16 protein-coding genes are annotated in these 19,166 nt (G+C 59.6%); 7 read left to right on the top strand and 9 right to left on the bottom strand.

Features of this window, described 5'->3' with window-relative positions; translation table 11 throughout:
* Positions 1-17: 17 nt before the first annotated feature.
* Genes AC0V6O_RS15010 through AC0V6O_RS14975 form a run of 8 tightly spaced genes read right to left on the bottom strand, consistent with a single transcriptional unit; the run spans position 18 to position 11,461 of the window.
* The gene (locus tag AC0V6O_RS15010) at positions 18-2,186 is read right to left on the bottom strand and encodes a hypothetical protein (RefSeq protein ID WP_486145297.1); all 2,169 of its coding nucleotides are present in this window, start codon (positions 2,184-2,186) and stop codon (positions 18-20) included.
* Positions 2,183-4,201 carry a hypothetical protein gene (locus tag AC0V6O_RS15005; protein WP_486145295.1) on the bottom strand — a complete coding sequence of 673 codons (2,019 nt, stop codon included), beginning with the start codon at positions 4,199-4,201 and terminating at the stop codon, positions 2,183-2,185. The genes AC0V6O_RS15010 and AC0V6O_RS15005 overlap by 4 nt, the downstream gene beginning before the upstream one ends.
* Positions 4,198-4,587 (bottom strand): hypothetical protein, encoded by a 390-nt coding sequence (locus AC0V6O_RS15000; RefSeq protein WP_486145293.1) that lies wholly within the window; start codon positions 4,585-4,587, stop codon positions 4,198-4,200. Before AC0V6O_RS15000 ends, AC0V6O_RS15005 begins: the two co-directional genes overlap by 4 nt.
* The gene (locus AC0V6O_RS14995) at positions 4,556-5,062 is read right to left on the bottom strand and encodes a hypothetical protein (RefSeq protein ID WP_486145291.1); all 507 of its coding nucleotides are present in this window, start codon (positions 5,060-5,062) and stop codon (positions 4,556-4,558) included. The genes AC0V6O_RS15000 and AC0V6O_RS14995 overlap by 32 nt, the downstream gene beginning before the upstream one ends.
* Positions 5,059-5,844: a hypothetical protein gene (locus tag AC0V6O_RS14990; RefSeq protein ID WP_486145289.1), complete on the bottom strand. Its 786-nt coding sequence runs from the start codon at positions 5,842-5,844 to the stop codon at positions 5,059-5,061. Before AC0V6O_RS14990 ends, AC0V6O_RS14995 begins: the two co-directional genes overlap by 4 nt.
* A complete protein-coding gene (locus AC0V6O_RS14985) occupies positions 5,841-8,402 on the bottom strand; it encodes a poly-gamma-glutamate biosynthesis protein PgsC/CapC (RefSeq protein ID WP_486145287.1) in 2,562 nt (853 codons plus the stop codon). Before AC0V6O_RS14985 ends, AC0V6O_RS14990 begins: the two co-directional genes overlap by 4 nt.
* A gap of 12 nt (positions 8,403-8,414) precedes the next feature.
* Complete coding sequence (locus tag AC0V6O_RS14980; RefSeq protein WP_486145285.1) at positions 8,415-8,822, bottom strand: response regulator transcription factor; 408 nt, start codon at positions 8,820-8,822, stop codon at positions 8,415-8,417.
* Positions 8,822-11,461, bottom strand: coding sequence for a hypothetical protein (locus AC0V6O_RS14975; RefSeq protein WP_486145283.1), 2,640 nt, complete (start codon positions 11,459-11,461; stop codon positions 8,822-8,824). The genes AC0V6O_RS14980 and AC0V6O_RS14975 overlap by 1 nt, the downstream gene beginning before the upstream one ends.
* 433 nt (positions 11,462-11,894) lie before the next feature.
* On the opposite strand from AC0V6O_RS14975, the gene AC0V6O_RS14970 reads away from it, so the two are divergent.
* The 7 genes from AC0V6O_RS14970 (at position 11,895) to AC0V6O_RS14940 (ending at position 17,695) form a co-directional block, all read left to right on the top strand.
* Positions 11,895-12,662, top strand: a complete 768-nt coding sequence (locus tag AC0V6O_RS14970) for a response regulator (protein ID WP_486145281.1) — start codon at positions 11,895-11,897, stop codon at positions 12,660-12,662.
* Positions 12,659-13,636 (top strand): hypothetical protein, encoded by a 978-nt coding sequence (locus AC0V6O_RS14965; protein WP_486145279.1) that lies wholly within the window; start codon positions 12,659-12,661, stop codon positions 13,634-13,636. Before AC0V6O_RS14970 ends, AC0V6O_RS14965 begins: the two co-directional genes overlap by 4 nt.
* Before the next feature lie 230 nt (positions 13,637-13,866).
* On the top strand, positions 13,867-14,490 hold the full coding sequence (locus tag AC0V6O_RS14960) for a hypothetical protein (protein WP_486145277.1): 624 nt from the start codon (positions 13,867-13,869) through the stop codon (positions 14,488-14,490).
* Positions 14,491-14,569: 79 nt separating this feature from the next.
* A complete protein-coding gene (locus tag AC0V6O_RS14955) occupies positions 14,570-14,947 on the top strand; it encodes a hypothetical protein (RefSeq protein WP_486145275.1) in 378 nt (125 codons plus the stop codon).
* Between the two features lie 14 nt (positions 14,948-14,961).
* Entirely contained in the window at positions 14,962-15,681 is a 720-nt protein-coding gene (locus AC0V6O_RS14950) for a C39 family peptidase (protein ID WP_486145273.1), read from the top strand.
* A gap of 2 nt (positions 15,682-15,683) precedes the next feature.
* Positions 15,684-16,193, top strand: coding sequence for a hypothetical protein (locus tag AC0V6O_RS14945; RefSeq protein WP_486145271.1), 510 nt, complete (start codon positions 15,684-15,686; stop codon positions 16,191-16,193).
* A 365-nt stretch (positions 16,194-16,558) separates the two neighbouring features.
* On the top strand, positions 16,559-17,695 hold the full coding sequence (locus AC0V6O_RS14940) for a transporter (protein ID WP_486145269.1): 1,137 nt from the start codon (positions 16,559-16,561) through the stop codon (positions 17,693-17,695).
* Between the two features lie 123 nt (positions 17,696-17,818).
* Here AC0V6O_RS14940 and AC0V6O_RS14935 read toward each other — a convergent pair whose 3' ends face one another.
* Positions 17,819-19,069 carry a M20 metallopeptidase family protein gene (locus AC0V6O_RS14935; RefSeq protein WP_486145267.1) on the bottom strand — a complete coding sequence of 417 codons (1,251 nt, stop codon included), beginning with the start codon at positions 19,067-19,069 and terminating at the stop codon, positions 17,819-17,821.
* Between the last annotated feature and the right edge of the window lie 97 nt (positions 19,070-19,166).

The raw sequence follows: 19,166 nt of genomic DNA, 5'->3' as shown, positions 1-19,166 counted from the left end.
CCTCACAAGTCCCGCAATTACGCCGCTTTCCTAAATGAGAGCAGCCGACCGCCGCGCTGTTTGATCGATTTGGACAGCCAGCCGCCTTTTTGTCGTGAGGTGATTTCTTTCAGCTCTGCTGCGGCGCGTTGCAGGGATACCTGCTCCGCGATCAGTGCCTTGTAGATTTTGTCAGAGGTACGGCGGCGGCGCACGGCATCGCTCGGGTCGATAAAGCCCTCCGCCATATTGATCAGGCGATCAGCGGCTTCTTTAAAGGCGCTACGCGTTTCATCATCGCTGCCGTCGTCATTCGCGTCGATCGGATCCTGCGCGCGCACTTGTTTGTCGAGCCGCGCGGTCAGAGCGTCCAATTGCGCTGGCGAAATGCTCGCCAGGGAATTGAGGTGCGTGCGGGCAGAGGCGATACTTTCCAGAACCGCCCGTTCGCTCAGAATGCCAAACTCCTGGAAGCTGGCGAGCGCGCGGTATCCGCGCTCAATCTCGGTCGGCTCGTCAGAGGCGAGCTGCTCGCACGCCTTGGCGACCGTTTCCCACGCCTGCCAGCGGTAAACCCAATCAAGGCCGGTACCCTTGATGTTCTGCATGCCTATGATGCGATTGGTTAGGCCCGGTGGGGTGCTGTCGGCGACCAGGCGCACAATCGCCTCACCCTTGGTATAGGTGTCGCGTACCGGCAGCAGCTTGGCCTTGAAGGCTTTGCCCAGCAGCGCGTGCATTTGTGCATCAAGAGTAGCCGGATCGCCGCCTTTGGCGACCGCTTGCTGGAGCTCGGCGAGAGCGCGCGTGTTCTCTGCCATGGCCTCGTAATGCGCGAGAATGGCCTCGTGGTTTTGGACACCGGCACCGCTCAGTGTCTCGGCGAGTTGGCCAGATTTGGCCGCTGCAATCGCGTCTGCCGCGCTCAGCACATCTGCCTGCGGTGCAAGCATAGCTGTCAGCAGTCCGTCGAGGCTCGCCTGGTCCTTAGCGATGCGCTGATGCTTGGTCAGGGCTTCCAATTTCGCCAGTGGCTCGGTGTCATCTTCAAACAGGGTGAGGTTGGCGGCATAGGCCTCCCATTCCTCGTTGATGAAGCCAATCAGCCCCTCGACATTCGATCCGATCAGCACATGGCGATCAGCCGCGACATCATGCACCAGCATGCGCGCGAACACGCGGCTGCGCGGAACGCGGTCGGCGCGATTGTTGACGACGGTGCTAATGAAGATCTCTGGGTCTTTCGCAAGGTCATGTTCGGCCATGCCCATCCGGTCCCAATTGCCCATCGCGCCAAAGCGTTCATTGGCCGACATGCCCATAATAAATTCCAGCGTGCGGCCATTGATCGTGGAACGCGGATAGGTCTTGAGCACGCCCAAATCGGCCACCACCCGGTCCGACATTTCGCGCACGCAGTAATCGTGTTCCAGACCCAGCTCATCGCCCATCGCGGTTACCAAGGCTATGTTATAAGGGTGCTCTTCATAGGGGAAACGGTCGAGCAGATCCTGATGCACCAGTCCGGCTTCTTTCCAGCCTACAGTGCGCATGTCTGTCTGGCCTTTGGCCGCGCCCTCTTTCAGGATAGGCAGCATTTCCTCTTCGGTCGTGAGCAGCTGCGATCCGTTCGGAATGAACTCGCACATGACCTCTGGGATATTGCGTCCAGCCGGGCCTTGGACGTCCTCATGATCGGGATAGGTGTTGGTGATGGTGCCAATATCGTCGCGCATCCAATCCTGCTGCAGCACGCGAACATAATCGGGATTGAGGCCCATGCATTCCCATAGGAACACGCGGGTTTTCAGACCCTTGGAGGTCTTCATCAGGTTGAATTGCTCCCAGATGGTCGCCTTGTCATAGGGGCGGAACAGGAACATTTCGGTGAGGCCGCCAAACGGCGTGCCGATCAGGAACATTGCCTCGCAGCCAGTGGTTTTGGATACGATAGAGGGGCCAACCGCATTCATCAGGCCTGCCTTCAGCCGCTCCGTGCCGGATTTGCCGCGCGTGCCCCAACCGCCCAGCACCAGGCTCAGCGATTTGCGCAGACGCCGAGCGTACCAGCCAAGCGCGATATGCCGGGTGAAGAACCACAGGCTGGCGGCGATAAGGAAGATCGCCAGCTCGATGAGATTGTTCTCATAGACCGTGGAGGCATAGACCAGAGCCTTGTCCGCGAGAGGGGCGAGCGTATCGATCATGCTGGCTCCTCCGCCCCGAAAAACTTGGCGATTTCGGGATTGGCTGGGCTGTCCGCGTCATAGCCGCGAAACGTGGTCTCGACCCCATGGTCGCGCAGGGCCTCAAGGAATTCCGCAGGCTCTCGGTTGCGCTGATTGGCGAGCGGCGCAGACCCGCGCGAGATGCGCCAGAATGCGCGCGCGCGGCTGTACAGGCCAGCGAGCGGGGTCAGGGTTGTGATCCCGGCACTGGTGAATATCTCAATCGGCTCGCCTTGGTCCAATGCAGCCAGCACCATATCGATCAGTGGCAGGTAATTGCGCCAGCCGCCCTCGCTGCTTTCAAACAGGGGTTCGCCCGGAACTTTAGTGGGGGCGAGTTCGGCCATGCGTGCGCTTGGGGCCAGTATCGCGCCGAAATAATGGCGTCCGGTGGTGTGAATATGCGCCTGGCGTTTATCGGTGGCGGAATTGCGCCCTTCGAACAGGACGCGCCACAGCCGCCGTTTGATCCATTCGCCACGCTGAATGCGCGGACGGCGACCGGTCTTAAGCGAGAGGCCAAAATCGTTCTGAGCGAGCACGGCCATCACCCTACCGACCTGCTCACTGTCTTTGTCGAGCCAAGGTTTGAGTGCTTTGATCGGGCGGATTTCCGCCTCCAACTGGTCGCGGGTGACCTCTCGGATGGCTTCGGCAATCTCGAGCGCATCAAGGTCTGACATCAGCCATGCCCGTTCAGCCGCGTCATCAGCCCAGCGCAGCAGCTTGGGCGAAAGGCGGCGCGCCTGAAACATGGCAATATGCTGGCGGATTTGAGCGATGGTCTGGTCACATCCCAGATCGTCCGACTGGCGGCAGAAGGCGGCAAGCGTTGATGCTGCATCGAGTGTGATACGCAGCACGAATTCATCGCTGTCATGAGCCAGAATATGGCCGATATGTGCGGCGTAAATGTCCCGCGTCATCGCCCGCAGCATGCGCGGGACATCGGCGAAGATTGCGGCGCGAACTTGCGTGTCGCTATCATCGCGCAGGGCGACAATCGTCTCAGCCGCGACAGGCTTTGGCAGCAGGTGCAGTGTATCGGCGAGCGATTGACGCACGGCGCCGCTTTCGTCTTCGCCCAGTTTCTTCAGCAACCTCGCAAACGCTTCATCGAGCGCAAAGTTTGCGCTCAGCAGGCGCACCAGATGGCGACGCAGGAACAGCTCATTGTCCGCCGCACGCGCCGGCTTGGCCGAGAGCGGCTGCTTCAGCCGAGCGTTCACTGCGGTCGCTATGGACTTGGGCGAAAGCGCGAGCAGTGCGTCAAAGGCGGCGCATTGCACCCATACATCTTCGCTTTCATCCAGGCACACCCGGCGCGTCGCGCTCAGCACAGCCTCCAGCCAGGCGCCAAAGGGCCAATGGTCGATTTGCTTGGCGATGGTCGCGAGGCAGGTGTGTGCGGCGTAGCGGATGCGCGCATCCCCGCGCCAGCTGCGCATCGCGTCCAGCAGATCGTCGAACAGATCGACGAAGAATGCGGTGTGGACCATCATCGGGTCAGCCGCGACCGCATCGGCGGCGATCAGGCCGAGCCGCTCAACCGCATGGGCCAGGGCGCGCTCGCGCTCACCAACCCGTTTATGGAACCGCTCAACCGCCGCATCGGCATCGAAATAGGTATCGAACGCCTTGCGGTCGCTGTTCAATTGCTTGCGGTCTGCGCCCAATGCACGGGCGAAATCAAGGATCGCGGCGCGCTGTTCGGCCTGGTCAATGGCGTTGGCGTGGCGGGTCTGAAACTCGCGTTCGGCATTGGTCAGAGCGGTGATGGAGTCGCTTTGTTTGGTGCAATATCGCGCGAGCAATTCGGCGTGTGTACGTGGATCGGCAAATTCACTTTGCTTGGACGCCGTCGCCAAGATTTCAGCGTGCACATCCTCGAAAACGGGGCGCATTTTAGGCGCGAGACCGGCTGCCAAGCGGTCCGCAAGCATGCGCTCCTGAGGCGCGGCGAGCCCAGCTTCAATTTTGGTGTGGACGCTCATGCCGCGGCCTCCACCAGGCATGAGGCCAGCTTGGCGCGCAAGGCGCCGTCTTCGACCATTGCGGCGCGCAGGCCAGCGGAGATTTCGATATGGACAAAACCGTCAAACCCGGCCTCACGCAGCAATTGCCCCTGAGCATTCGAGAGCGCGCCCAGCTCCCCAGTGTCGCCGGGATAGACGAGCACAGGAACGGGCGCGAAGGCGATGCTTAGGCAGTCCGCCAGATCCAGCAGCCGCTCGCTCGGTTCTTCGGTGCCATTGCTGAGGATCATGCCGGCGCTCTGCGCAGCTATGCTGTCTCGGCGTTCCCCGTCGAACCCGTGCAACTGCACGTTCAGGCCGTTTGGCGCGGCTTCAGCAAAGCCAAGTGCGAAGGCGCTGAACAAATGATCCTTGGTGCGGGCCAGATCGAGCGCGTGCTCGCACCCGCTGGTCTTGCGACGCGGCGCAGAATTCCAGTGCGGCGGCCTGCGCGCCTGTTTCCAGAAACAAAGCGGAAGCGAGGCTACCGGTGTGGCGGTCTGATCCGCGGTGCGGCGCGGCGATCGCCAGCGGTCGAGCGGCTCCTTCGCGGACCCAGTAGATTCCGCGTGCCTGACAATCGCCAGCGCCTTCGCTCAGCAGCACAGCGTCCGGCGTGCTGGGCACGGCCGAAGCCTCGAGACCCAGCTCTGCCAGATCTGACAAACGATCAGCGTCCCCGCCAAGCAGTGCGGCAAAGGTGCTTTGCGCGCGGGCGAGTTCAGCATTATCTGCGAAGGCTATGCCTTGTACCCCGCCAAATGGGGGGAACAGATAGGCTGCACCCGCGACAATCGCTGCCGCTGCGCCGCCTGCCAGTATTGGCTTTGCGCGGCTCATGGCGTGCTTCCCTCGCCAAAGCTGTCGGAAATATCGTCGCGTGATGCCTCATATAGCACCAGCATCGTGTAATCGCGCCCGCTAATGCCCAATGGACCAACCGCGCGCCATTGATTGCGGCCAAGATGCAGGCGCTCATCGCGTGTCAGCATATCGGTTGGAAACGCATTAGGCTCAGCCATCCGTTCGCGCGTTTCATCGTTCAGCCGTTGGTAAGCCGCCAGAGACTGAGACCCGAGATAGGTGTGCTGTTCAAAAACCTGCACATCGACACCCAGAATGCCGCGGTCAATGTCGAACATTTCCAGCTCTAGCCGCGCAGCGGGCGTTGGGCTTTCGACCAGCAATTGGTCTTGCTCGGCAACCAATTCTGGCTGTGTGCGGAAGAACCGCCAAGTGTTGCCCGAGGCAAACACGACGTCGGGGGAATCCGCCTGAAGATAGGCATCATGGACGGAAATTTCTTCGCCATTTGCGCCGATCCAGCGCATCCGCAAGCCGTAAACAAAGCCGTTCTCCAGGCCGCGGACGTCTTCTGTTACTGAAGGGGCGAGCAGGATTTTGGCCTTGGTCGCCAGCTGGGAAAAGCTGAAGGCGAGCGGTTCATTCTCTGGGATGCGGTAGACAATGGAGCGCTTTGAAATGCGGGCATCGCGCGCGGTGATATCGCGCACATCGGTAAGATAGCTGGCGAGCGGAAGTGCGTATTCGCGACCGGCCCAGCCAGATGCCAGCGCCAGCAAAGAAAACACCAAAGTTTTGGCAAGCTGGGATAAGGTCATTCCGCACGCTCCCCGATGCCAGAGAACATCAACCACCCAAAGGCATAGCGCCGTTCGCTGGTGCTTTCGATATAGCGCAGCGACATGCTGGGGCGGGCCTCCATGCCCGCCTGATGGTGGGCATTGGTAACCGTTTCAGCGCGCAAGCCGGCACTGCGCAGGGCCGAGATAACCTCGCCAAACGCGGGCTGTTCTGGCCCGATCCGATCTTTCGCAACGAGCACATCAACACCGCCCTGATAACCGACCGCCTCGCGTGGGCGGGCGCGCAGTTGGAAGATCATGGGGTCAGCCACGCCCTCTTGGCTGCGGACCCATTCCTGCCATGTTACATCAAAGATTGTGTTCGGATCGCGCAGGAAACTGTCGCTTCGAGTGGCGACAAATAATGCGCTGGAATCCCATTCGCGGTGCACCGCTACGCCAATTCTGGCGGGCAGGACACCGCGCGAGTTTTCGAAGGTCAAAACTGCCTTTTGTGGCTCTTGCCCCTCGGCGAGGAAGATATTGCCTTCGTCGCGGCCAGCGGCAGACAGGCTCCAGTGTATTTTGGAGCCGAAGCGGCAGCGGGTGATGTCCATTCCGGCCATTTGCGCCGCCGCACTGGCGATCTTAGGTGCTTCACCAGCGCGCACGCGCTCAATCATGGGCGCGGCAATTTCAAACCGGGCAAAGGCCAGCTGAGGCAGGTCGTTCCAATGGCTGTCTTCGGCCGCACTGCGGGACAGAGTGCACACTTTGGGCCGCTCCGCTCGTTGAGCGGGCGCGGTCAGGCTGGCGATATGGCGCAAGGACGCCTCGCTCAGCTCTAATGTCGCGTAATCACCGCGCAGTCCGCGCCCTTCGCCAGCCAGGCTGACTTTTAGGTCAGGCGCAACTTGGCGCAGCGCCGCAACATTGGCGGCGGCGGCTGCGCCATCGGCAAAGGCAAAGCGTGAGGCAGAGCCCGGACCCGCTGCGCTGATCACAATATGTGCGGTCTCAGTCGCATCGATGAATATCTGCGCGACATTGCTGTCGCTGGTTCGACCGGCTGGCGCAGGCGCGGCGAGCACCAGCCATCGTGCATCCTGATTGCGCTGCAAGGCGAGGGCGGCATTGGCGAGCCCCGGCATGGCTGTCGGGTCGGGCAGAATGATCGCCTCGTCGCGTGCAGCATTGGGGTCAAACACCAGCAATTCTGCGCCCTTGTCATCATCGCGGATGATCGCCAGGCGTCCGTCCTCGATCCTGAGCAGACGCCAACCGCTGGCGCGTTGGTGGAATTCCGGCGCGATTTCAGGCACGCCTTCTTCGATCAATTCGACCAATCGCGAGAGGGTTCTGCGCCCCTCATTCGACAGGGGCTGGGCCGCGCCGCGCATCATGCGGGTGTGCGCATCGCCAACCGCGTTAACGATCAGTGCGTTGAGTTGGGGCGAATGGCCAGATCGCAGACCGTCGGCTTGGATAGGTCCATCGTTCCACGGTGCGCGCGCGGTCGCAGCGGTCAGCGTGAACCCTACGAAATTGCCGATCACTGCGCCGGCCAGGCTGACCTGCAAGGTTGAGCGGGCAAGGCGCGGGAAGATGTCTTTATCGTGCGCTTTGATCGCGATCAGCGTGGAGAGCAGATAGCCGAAACCGAAAAAATCGGTCGTCTTTACGTCTATACCCTGCCACACGATGAACCAGCCCAGCGCCATTTTCCAAGCGAAGCTGATGTTGAAGAACAGCAGCAATTTGCGCCCGCCCTCCAGCGTGACATTAGCCATAAACGGCAGCTGCAGGATCATTCGCGCGATGCAATAGATCAGGATCGCTTCGCCGAATGAGGTCAGGATTTTGGTTGGCTGGTACCATTGCAGCGCGATTAGCGCCGGGATCAGAATACCGGAGAAATCCCAGCCATATTTGACGTTGTAATGGCTCGCGATCAGCGCAGTCAGTGTCAGGATGATATAGGCTTTGGGACCGGCGAGGATCGAGCTTGCCAGCCCTTCATAGAGGTAGAACACGCCGCTGATGCGGAAATTGGTAATCTCCATCAGGCCGTAACGCACGATCAGATAGGTGAGGCCAATCGTAACGCAGGCCATCGGCAAGCCGCGCTTCAGCCCCGGCTTCCAAAACTGGTTCGCCATCAGCGAGATGATGACGAGGCCGAAGCTTTGCAGATTGTTTTCCCAATCGATCCGCCGGTCAAAGTTTTCCTCTAGCCAGCCGGAAAATTCCGGTAGCAGCAGGCCATCAAACGACAGTCGTACCGCTATGCTGGCGAGTATGAGGCCCATAAAGCGGTCGCGGCCAAACAGGCTCGGGAATCGGCCCGGCGCGAGCTTTTGAGAAAACACCCAGACAATGAGGTAAGCGACCACTGCCTCGACGCTGATCACGAGCGCCGCAAACGGCTTCACGATCATCAGCGGCACGAGATAGCCCGGCACGACTAAACCAGAGAGCACCCAGCCATAACGCAGGTTGAAAAAGCACATGACGAACACACCGACCCACACGGTCGTGATGATCGATCCGGCCAATCCGCCTTCAGGAAATATGGTGAGGGGAAAAAGGTCCACGGTGCGCTCGTCTCAGCCCTGCTCCGCCGCTGTGCCAGCCGAGACAGGCGCGGTTCCGCCAGCCAGCGCGCGCGCGGCGCGCTTGACCAGCTCAGCAGGCTCCACCGGCTTTCGGGCAATATCGACCACGCCCAGGGCGAGGTGCTGCTCGGTCAGCTTCTCTTCGGTTGCAGAGGACACGATCATTACCGGCGGGCGATGCGCGTCGCTCTCCGCTAGCAGGCGAAGGAATTTGATCCCGTCAATCTTTGGCATGACAAGGTCGAGCAGGATCAGGTCAAAGCGTGTAGCCTTCACTTGTTTCAGGCCTGCATCCCCGTCGCTCGCCACGTCAACTTCATAGCCTTCGAGCTGCAACGTCAGCTGCAACAGCCCCGCTAGAATGGGATCGTCATCGATCACCAGAATACGCGCGCCCATCAGCCGACCCCTCGCAAATCTACGTTAAAACCAAAGCCATTGGACTGGCTGCCCCAATAGGAAACGCTGGCCGACCAGCGTGTGACCTTGGCCATACCCTCGCCAATCACGCGGTATTCGCCGACCGCGCCTTCTTCGTAATTGGCGATCAGCCACAGGAGCCGGTCAAAGCCGATCCCAAAGCCACCAGAAATCCGGATGTGTGTGCGCCCTTGCAGCTCCTCGAGCTTCAGTTTGACCACGCCGTGCTGCGGCGTATCGGCGATCACCACGCGCAGCATCGCGACCAGCATATCAGCCAGCGCATTGGGCTCTGCCAGAGTGAAACCGCTGACGCTTGGGTGCTCCGCTTCGATAATAACGCCCAGCTCGTCTGCCAGAGTGGAGGCGCGGGCAATCGCATCTTTGGCAACAGCGGCGGCGTCCACTGGATAGCAGGCTTCGGTCAGGTCACGCGTTTCAGAGCGGATCAAGCCGGCAACTTCGTCGAGGCGGCTGGTGGCGCGGCGGGCGGTTTCGCTAATGCGTTCAACCACGCTGCGCACTTGCTCGCTGGCCAGCCGCTCGTCACTGGCGAGCTGAGAGCCGAGCAGGATCGCCTCAAAATCATTGCGCAATTGCAGATCGATGAACTTCGCCACCGCTTTGCGCAGGTCAGCGGCGCGGTTCACATCGCGCATATCAATCGCTTCCAGCACCAGAATACGATCCGCGCCGTGCGCATGGCTGACAGGTGCGGCGAGGCGCAGCATCCGCTCGCTCTGGCGATTGCCGTCGCCCAGATCACGCATCGGCATGCGCATTTCAGAGCCGTTCAGCATCAGGTCTTCGATCAGCGCCTCGACACGCTCTGCGTCGAGTTCTGTGAGCGCCAGCAAAGCCTCGGAGAGCGAGGTGTCGAACAGGTTGAGTCCTGCCTCACGGTACAGCTCCTGCATCGCTTCATTGGCGTGCAGCGGAGAGCCGATCAGGTGGAAGATGATAACCGCGGTGTCGATCGTGTCGAACCCGCGGCGCACTTGCTCAGATTCGTTGGCGACCAGTGCGATGGCGCTTGCGACCTTATCATCGAGCGGCAGATAGCGGCTTTCCTGGCTGGCCCGCGCGTTGAGATCAGCGCGCCAGCGGAACAGTTCGCGGAAACTTGTGACAATTGCGCGCACCAGATGCGCCGATTTACCCGGTGTGGCGGTGTCTGGTCGGGTGTGGAGCCAGAACAATTGCTGATCGCCCGCGCCGACCCAGCCGATCCGTGCTTCGCTTGCCCAGCTAGGCACGATATCGGCGGCATCGCGCACGGCAAAGGTCGCGCGCAGGTCCTTCAAGATCGCGGCGAGCTGTTTGGGCGCAATGGCAATATCTTCGATCGAGGCGTTGTTGGCCGCGACCGGCTGTAGCTGGCCATTGGGTAGCAATTCGACCAACAGGCTGCGCTCAACCCCTGCATATTGTGCGGCGGAACCCAGCAGCTGCGGCAGGCGTGCGCCTTCACGCAGGGCCGAGCGATTGAATGAGCTTTGCACCGCGCGCGAGGCGGTGCGTTCCAAGCGGCGATCTTGCGAAGTTTCACGCTCGATCACGCGCTGGAAGGTGATGATCCATGGGGCCAGCATCAGTGCGGCCACGGGCAGCAAAGTGCCCGTAAACAGCAAAACGGCCCAGCAGGCCGCGGCGATCAGCAGGCTGAAACTGATAGGTATGAGCACCGCCAGCCGCTTGGGATCGGTCTCGCGGTAGACCAGCGATAGCAGCGCGCCGAGCGCGAGCAGCATTACCCATACCTGCCAATCGTGGGCGTAATAGCTGATTTGATCTGTCCTGAGTGCGTTCACCGTGTGGGCGCGGAAAATCGCCTCGCTGGTGGAATGATCATTCGGACTAAGCGGCGTGCTGAGCGATCCGCGCAGCGCCTCTGGCTGAACCACCATGGCGACCAGACCGGCTAACTCGCCCGGCTGGATCTCGCCGCTGGTTAGTTGGCTGGCCTTCAGGATCGGGATGCTTTGACGGTTTGGCATCGGCACCAGAAATTCGCCGCGTGCCGGTTTTTTGCCAGCGAGTGCTGCGTCAAACACCGGTATGGTCTCGCTGCGCCCAGGAAGGGCCGCCGATTGCACGCGGTTGATGCCATATTGCGCCGGAGCCAAGGTCCGCGCCGTGGGTATGGCCGATCCGACAGTGCCTGTGACTTCCAGCTTCCAGCTTTCATTTTCGGGCAATTGCTGCGCTGGCAGGCCAATGATGACGGGAACAGCGCTTGAGGCGACGCGGCCACGGTCAGCGCTAAGATAGCCGATCCGCGCAACGCCAAGATTGGCAAGCGAGCGTTCCAATGCGGTGAACTTGGCTGGGTCTTGCGCGGCGAAGGCGGGATCGCGCTCAATCACCACGACGCTGGGCTGGCTGCCCGCTTGGTTGACGGTGACGGCATCGAAGAACCGCCCATCCACTTGCGCAAAGGCACCAAGCTGATGGAGGACGGCCAGCGCAATCGCGACCAGCAGCGGGCCGAGCCATTGGCCCAGCAGCTCGCGCCGGACAGCGCGCATGCGCCGCGAGCTGCGCGAATTCGTGCGCGCATGCGCACTGCCTGACGGCTTGCTGTCTTCCAGAGCAGGTGTGGGCGAAAGCGCGGTCACGATATGTGTGGGATCAGCAGATAATGGGATGACGCAGCCTCATTCGCTCTTGCCGCTATGCGGACGGATGCGAGAATGATGGCGATGCTTACCCAACTGCCAATATGCCCCAGACCCCCTTAGTTTTCCCAGTCAAACTGGCCGTTCAATCGGCCATGTCTTGGTGGGCGCGGCCGAAACAATCCGGCCAAGCAGCCAGCAAAGCTGCCTTTCATGGTTACTATTCAGGGTCTGGCGCTAAGGAATTATCACTAATTATACGTTAATCATCACGGGCTTGTTTATTAAGGGGGCTACACGGCCCATGTACCACCGGTGGCTGTATGGCGCGCGGCACCTAAAATGACGTCACGAAGGAGTGAACGCTTTTAGGGTTCTGGCTTAGGCAAACATCGTTAGCTCGGTCTTAATCATATTCTTACATAAGCGCCGGGTGAAAGAAGCATCAAACACCCAGTGGACGACCGCAAAAGCCGGTGCCAGCGCAAAAGCGCTGCGCGTGCTGCTGGCCGAAGATACGCCGATCAGCGCCGAGGCGATGCGGGCGATGGCTGAGCATTTCTCAGTCGATATGGATATTGCCGCCAATGGGCTGGAGGCGATTGACATGGTCGAGACCGCAAAAGCCGACGGACGGCCGTATTCGCTCATGCTGGTCGATGTAATGATGCCGATTTTGGACGGTGTTGAGACGACCAGGCGCCTGCGCGCCCGCGGGTTCGATGCTGAGGCATTGCCTATTATCGCAGTCACCGCCGCCACCAGTTTTGACGAAATCCGCTCTTACCGCGCCTGCGGAATGCAGGCTTTCCTGGCCAAGCCGGTCGCGCTCAAGGATCTGGGTGCGACGCTGGAGGCTTGGGGCCACAAGGCTGACAAGCAGTCGGCAAAATCAACCACCACCATTGAGCCAGCATTACTCGAGGCGCTGGAGCAGCAATTTCGAGATCGTAATACGCGCACGCTCAAACTGGTCGAAGCTGCGCTTAAGAACTCTGACTTTAGCGACGCAACCGTCAATGAAATTAGGCACTTGCTTCATCAGATAGCGGGGACCGCGAGCACTTTTGGCGATCCCAAACTGAGCGAGATGGCGCGCACGCATGAGCATTCGCTGATCGAAGCTGGAATGAATGAGGAGGAGCTCCAAGAGCATCTCCGGAAGGCTGCAAAAAGCCTCAAAGAAAGGATCAAACCGTGAAGTTTCCGTTCTGGATGTCGATGCCGCAGCGCATGACATGGCTGGCGCCAGCGTTTGCCCTGGCTGTACTGGGTTCGCCTGCGGGCGCACAGGTCGCCGAACCACAAGAAGAAGTGGCCGTTGAAGAAGCTGCTTCAGTGGATCGCGTCCAATTTGATGGGTTGGTCGAAATTCGCGGGGTCGAATCCGACGTGGATTTTGATCAGGGTGATGCAATCGACAGCTCTGGCGTGGGCGTGCGCGCCAGGCTTGGCGTGACATTTGACCTCAGCGAGACGACAAGTGTTCGGGCGGAGGCCGAAGGACGTATCTTTGAGTTTCGCGACGAGGCCCGCGATGGATTGGAAACCGCGGTTGGCCGTTTGCACGTGACACATCAAATCTCTGAGGAAGTTCAGCTGCGCGGCCATCTGCGCCGCTTTGAAAATATCGCTGTTTTGGAGGCATTTAGCGCAGATCAAACGAGCATAGGCGCGCGCGTTCAATGGCAAAGTGGCAACGATCGGGTGCGCGTAACCGCCGAATACCGTGAGCGTGAGTATGATACGAGCGTGGGCGGTGATGGTGATGGCTATCAGGTGACTGCGCAATACAACCGCCGCCTTGGCCGCTATCATTGGATCCGTTTGGATGTTCGCCAAGAAGACATGCAAAGCGATAACGAGCCGCGCCGCAGCTTTGAACGTCAAAGCGCGCGGGTGAAATACAGCCTACCGATTGCCAAGCGCCTGCGGCTGCGCCCGTCACTCGAATATCGCCAGTGGGATTATGACGCTCGTATCGCTCAAGGTGACCCAAGCGGCGCATTGCGCGAAGACAGCTATGTTGCGCCCGCGGTGGAGCTTGCCTGGGGCCGCGCATCGCGCGGGCTCTATGCCAATGCCAGTGCGGAATACCGCATCAAATCCTCCAATGATGAACGCTTTGATGATGATGCAATCCGTGTCGGCGTGCGGATTGGCTATCGCTTCTAAGGGGGCAAAGAGCACGTGATCACCGCTCAAACGGGGAGTGGTTGCGTTTCGGTTTGGCGCGATCCAACAGACCAAAATTAAGGGGCCTAAAACCCGCTCTACCGGGCGTGAGGACCCCAAAATTAACTTCCTTTTAGGTACATAGGTTTCCCTTTTGTAACAGGGTTCCTCCGTATTGTTGCTGAGCGACGGGCACATCGGTGTCCACGATTCGTTTAGGAGACCAAGTAATGAAAACTGCAATCTTTGCCGCTGTTGCTGTACTGGCGACCAGCACCTCAGCTTTCGCTCAGGACGCTGCCGGCTCGACCACTGACGTCGACGTCGACAACGATGTTGTAGTCGTGGACACAGATGTGACGGTTGTTGAAGACAGCTTCGACAACAACACCGACAACTTCAACGACAGCTTCGATGACAATTCGGACAACAACAGCTTCAACGATAACTCAAACCGTGAGTTCAACGATAGCTTTGATGACAACCGCGATTTCGTTGACAGCAACAATGACAATTCGGTCAACAGCAGCGACAACTCAGAGCGCACGTTCAATGACAGCTTCGATGACAACTCGGACACCTTCACTGCGAACACCAACTTCAACAGCAACAATGTCTTCAATGACAATGCGATCGTTGCAGAAGCGACCCTGTCTAACGTTGTAACCGGCGTTGATGTGGACTTTGGCGACGTCGAAGATTCGGCTCGTTTCGTGAACCGTCTTAGCAACTCAGGCAATGCCTTCCGCAACTATTCAGGCCTGAACGCTCTCAACCAAAACACCGGCGTTGGCGCTTCACAAAATGCAAGCGTTACGATTGCCGTGTCGAGCGAAAACTTCGACGTAAACTAAGTCGCTTTCAGGTTTGCTTTGCGCCGCCTGCCCACAGAGGTAGGCTGGCGTAGGCACCTGAAAACAAGGAGTTAAAGCTATGACTAAGATTAGCATGGCATTTGCAATGGCTTGCGCTGCTGTAGCCTCTCCGGCACTTGCCGAAGACGCCAAACCAGCACCTGCAGAGCAGACTGCGCCCGTGGCAAAGTCAGTGTTTGCTGACGCCACTCCGGTGGATGAGGGCAAGCTGGCGAAAATCGCTGGCCGTGAAGACCTGACCCAGCTGACCAATTCGGATCAGACGAACAGCGTTGGCGGCAATAGCGTCGGCGACAATTCGAACACGGGTACGATCTCAATCAGCGATAGTGCCTTTAGCAATCTGAATGGAATAACCATTCTCAATGCCAACACCGGCAATAACGTGGCAATCAACGCCGCTGTTCAAGTGAACATCGCGCTTCCGGCTCAGTAAGCTGGGATTGTAATATGGCATTTGGCGGCGTTTCACGAATGATCACGGCAATGGCAGGGGCAATGCTCCTGCCTGCTTGTGCAGCTGTGCCTGTCGATGACGGCGGGTTTCAGCTCACAACGCATGCCGGCTCGCTGGCGCTGGAAACTGCGCCGCGCAGCATGGTCGAAACCCGCTATGACACGGTTATCCGCCAGCAATTTGATTTCAGTTGCGGTTCTGCCGCGCTCGCGACGCTGCTGACGTACCATTATGGCCGCGATCAAGGTGAAGGTCTGGTGTTTCGCGGCATGTGGCGCGATGGCGATCAGGAAGCAATCCAGAAACAGGGTTTCTCGCTGCTCGACATGAAACGTTACCTTGGCGCTCAGGGAATTGACGCAAATGGCTATAAGGTTTCGCTTGACCAAGTTCGCCAGGCTGAAACCCCTGGGATCGCGTTGATCGCGCCGGGTGGATACCGCCATTTCGTGGTGGTCAAGGGCATTGAAGACGGTTTCGTCTTGGTTGGAGATCCGTCGCTGGGGCTGCGCCGGATGGACCGCGAAGAATTCGAAGAAACCTGGAACGGCGTCTATTTTGTCGTGACAGGTGGAGCAAATATTAACCATCTTGCCTTTAATGCAGACGCGCAATGGGGCCGCGTCGCAGCATTTGGGGCGGACCAGGGCATGTTCCAGCCGGTGAGTCAGCAAGTTCTGAACCTTACCGCGCCGGGCTACGGGGAATTTTAACGATGCGATTTATTCGCTTTCTTGCTGTGATACTTGCCTTTGTGGCTGCACCTGTCGCTGCGCAATCGCCATTTGGCGCGGTTGCGGCGATGGATGACGCTGCTTTGGCTGGTGAACGCGGCGGCTTTATTCTTCCCGGTGGCATCGATCTGGACTTGGCCATCACCCAGGAAACCAGCATTGATGGAGAGCTCGTATTGCGCTCGTCCTATGTGCTGGCTCAGGGCGGACCCGTTGTATCGATTGAGCAAGTGTCTCAGAACGTTTCGGTGGAAGCCGAGGGCGACGATACAGGTAGCCGTATAACCATTTCGGTTCCTCAAACCCAGGTTGTTCACCTGGCAGGCCGGACGACCGGCAGTATTATCACCAATTCCGCCGATGACCGCACCATTTCGACCGTCACGTCCATTGATCTCGATTTGTCGAGAACGGCGGTTGGTCAAATTGGTTCGCTCATACCGTCTCTGGGCGCACTTGCTGAGGATGCAGCAAACTTCAGTTTCGACTGACCTTAGTCGCGACTGTCCGGACGGATGGTAATACACAATGCGCAACGCATTTCTGAGCCTCGCTCTTATGGGCGCCGCTTTGCTCGCAGGGCCAGCCGCTGCCCAGAACACAGGGCAAGGCGCTGGTACGCCGACGCGCGAAATCGAGATGGTTTCGCGGCCCGTCGTGCAGCCTGTTGGCACGCGCTCGGCCACGCCTGCGGCTCAAGTAGCGTCAAATCCGGACATACAGTCTAAAACCCCGACAAACACTGCTGAACTGGCGCAATTGCGCGCTGAAGTGTCAGCTCAACGGGATCTCGATTGCGCAGCAGATCAGCGCGCTTCAAGCGCAGCAAAACCAATTGGACGCAATGGAGCGACGCTTGGCGCTTGCTCTGGGTGAAGAACCCGTGGTTCGCCGTGCGGCCGCTACACCTTCTCAGGCTCAGTCTGGTGCCGCGCCGCGCCGTGTTGCCACTGCGGCCCCACAAGGTGCTCAGAACGCGCAAACAGGCGATTCCCAGGGCCGTCCGCAAGGCGCCGTGGGCGTTGCGCCGGAAGATGCCGATCGCCAACCAGAAATTGCCGCGCTGGGCCGTCAGGGCAGCGCTATCACCAAAAAGGGTAAGTTAAGCGGTGAGGTCGAGTGGAGCTATGCCCGCGCTGACCGTAACCGTGCACTCTTCCGCGGTGTCGAAGTGGTCGAATCCGTCCTCGTCGGCGTGTTTGATATCAACGAAAGCCGCCAGGACGTGTTTACCCAAAAGGTCGGCCTGCAATATGGCCTGACCGATGATCTGGAAATTGGCGTCGATGTGCCGTTTATCGCCCGCTGGGACACCTCAGTCCTGACGCCTGTGGCTGGGCCTGATGCGAATGGCGACACGCGCGAGATTGATAACAGCGCCAACGGCTATGGCATCGGCGATGTCGAAGTGCTGCTACGCAAGCAATTGCACGCCCCCAAGGGCTTTGGCGCCTATTTGATTGGCAATCTACAGGTCGACATTCCAACCGGAAGAGGCCCATTCGAACTCAACCGTAACCAATTTGGCGAAGCGAGTGAAGCGGCGACCGGCTCAGGTTTCTGGGGCGTGACCCCGGGTATCACCGCCATTATCCCAAGCGATCCGGGCGTTTTGTTCGGTAGCTTGAGCTATACCAAGAACTTCGCACGTGACGTCAATGCGGTATTGCCGCCAGTGCAGATCGAACGAGTGGATCCCGGTGACGTCCTTTCCTTCAGCGCCGGCGTCGGCCTTGCGCTCAATCCGCGACTGTCACTTAACTTTGGCTATGCGCACAGCTGGGGCTTTGGAACCGAGACCACAACACGGGCGCTGACCGAGGGTGCGGAATCGGTTACTCAGAGGTCGCGTGATCTCCAGATTGGACGCTTTCTGTTTGGGACGACCTATAAGATCAATCCAAAGACGAGTGTGAATTTCGGGATCGAAGCGGGCCTTACCGATGACGCGACCGATATGCGCGCGGTCGTTCGCTTCCCATTCGTATTCTAAAGCGTATTGCTTTTTTTGGCCATAGCCACACCCGCACCCTCCGCCCTTCCACCCGGAACCCACCGAGATACAATCCTGGTGGAAGGGCGGAGGGTGTGGGTGGCTAGGTTCTGTGGACCCGGCTCACGCCCATCCGTTTTCGAGAAACTCCAGCGCGCAGCCAGCCAGCATCGCTGCGCCCTTGGGCAGTGCGCTTTCATCGACATGCATGCGGGGCGAGTGAATGGCGCAGCAGCTGCTCCAATCCTCGCCATCTGGGGCCACGCCGAGGAAGAACATCGCGCCCGGCACTTTCTCAAGCACATAAGAGAAATCCTCTGCGCCCATAATCGGGTCGGCGAGGTCGCGCCAGGCATCTGCTCCGCTGTCACTCAAAGCGCCAGCCACCTTCCGGCCCAGCTCCACCGCGCGCCCATCGCATAACGTCACTGGAAAGCCAGGTTCGATCTCACAGGTTGCCGTGACGCCATAGGCCGCTGCTGTACTCGAAGCGACGTCAGCTATCAATTGGTGCACTTTTGTGCGGTTTTCTGCGGTTAGAGTGCGGATCGTCCCTGACACAGCGGCGTCATCGGGGATGACATTATGCGCCGTGCCAGTGTGGATTTGCGTCACAGTTACCACGACTGCGCTGGCGGCATTGAAGCGCCGCGTCACCATGGCTTGCAGCGCGCCAACGATCGCCGCGGCGGCTGGTACGGGATCTTCGCAATCATGCGGCATAGAGGCGTGGCCGCCCTTGCCCGTCACCGTGATTGTGAATTGATCGGCCGCCGCCATCAGCGGACCCGGCCTGCCCGCGAGCACGCCGTATGCCGCGTTTGGCATGATGTGCAGCGCAAAGGCTGCGTCCGGCAATGGGCGTTCACTCTCGTCGTCCCCGCCAAGCAATCCGTCTTCGAGCATGAAGCGCGCGCCGTGATACCCCTCCTCGCCCGGTTGAAACATGAAATCGACCTCGCCCGCGATATCGGCGCGGCGCGCATCAAGCAGCTTGGCTGCTGTCACCAACATGGCGGTGTGAGTATCATGCCCGCAGGCATGCATTCGCCCAGGGATAGTGGAGGCAAACTCGAGATCGGTTTTCTCTGCCATCGGCAAGGCGTCCATATCCCCGCGTAGGACAACCCGCTCGCGCCCCGGTGCACCCGGCTTGGCGCCCCTCAAGGTTGCGACCGCACCGGTGCAAGAGGTGCCAATTCGCCATTCAAGGTCAATATCAGCCAGTGCCTCGCGCACTTTGGCCAGTGTTTTGGGCGTTTCGAGTCCCAATTCCGGTTCGGCATGGATCGCGCGGCGCAGCGCAACAAGGTCAGGCGCAAGCTCCTCGGCAGAGGTGGCAAGGTCGGGCGAAATGAGCGCGGATGTAAGCATGGGCCGCAGTCTAACCCCGCTCACCCCCTGCGGGCCAGCCCGAATTGCGCGCGCCGCGCCGTATCTGGTGCACATGTGCCTCCGCCGATCGCAAATA

It is taken from the genome of Erythrobacter sp. JB2-19 (genome assembly GCF_057365005.1).
This window is presented reverse-complemented; position numbering and strand designations above follow the sequence as displayed.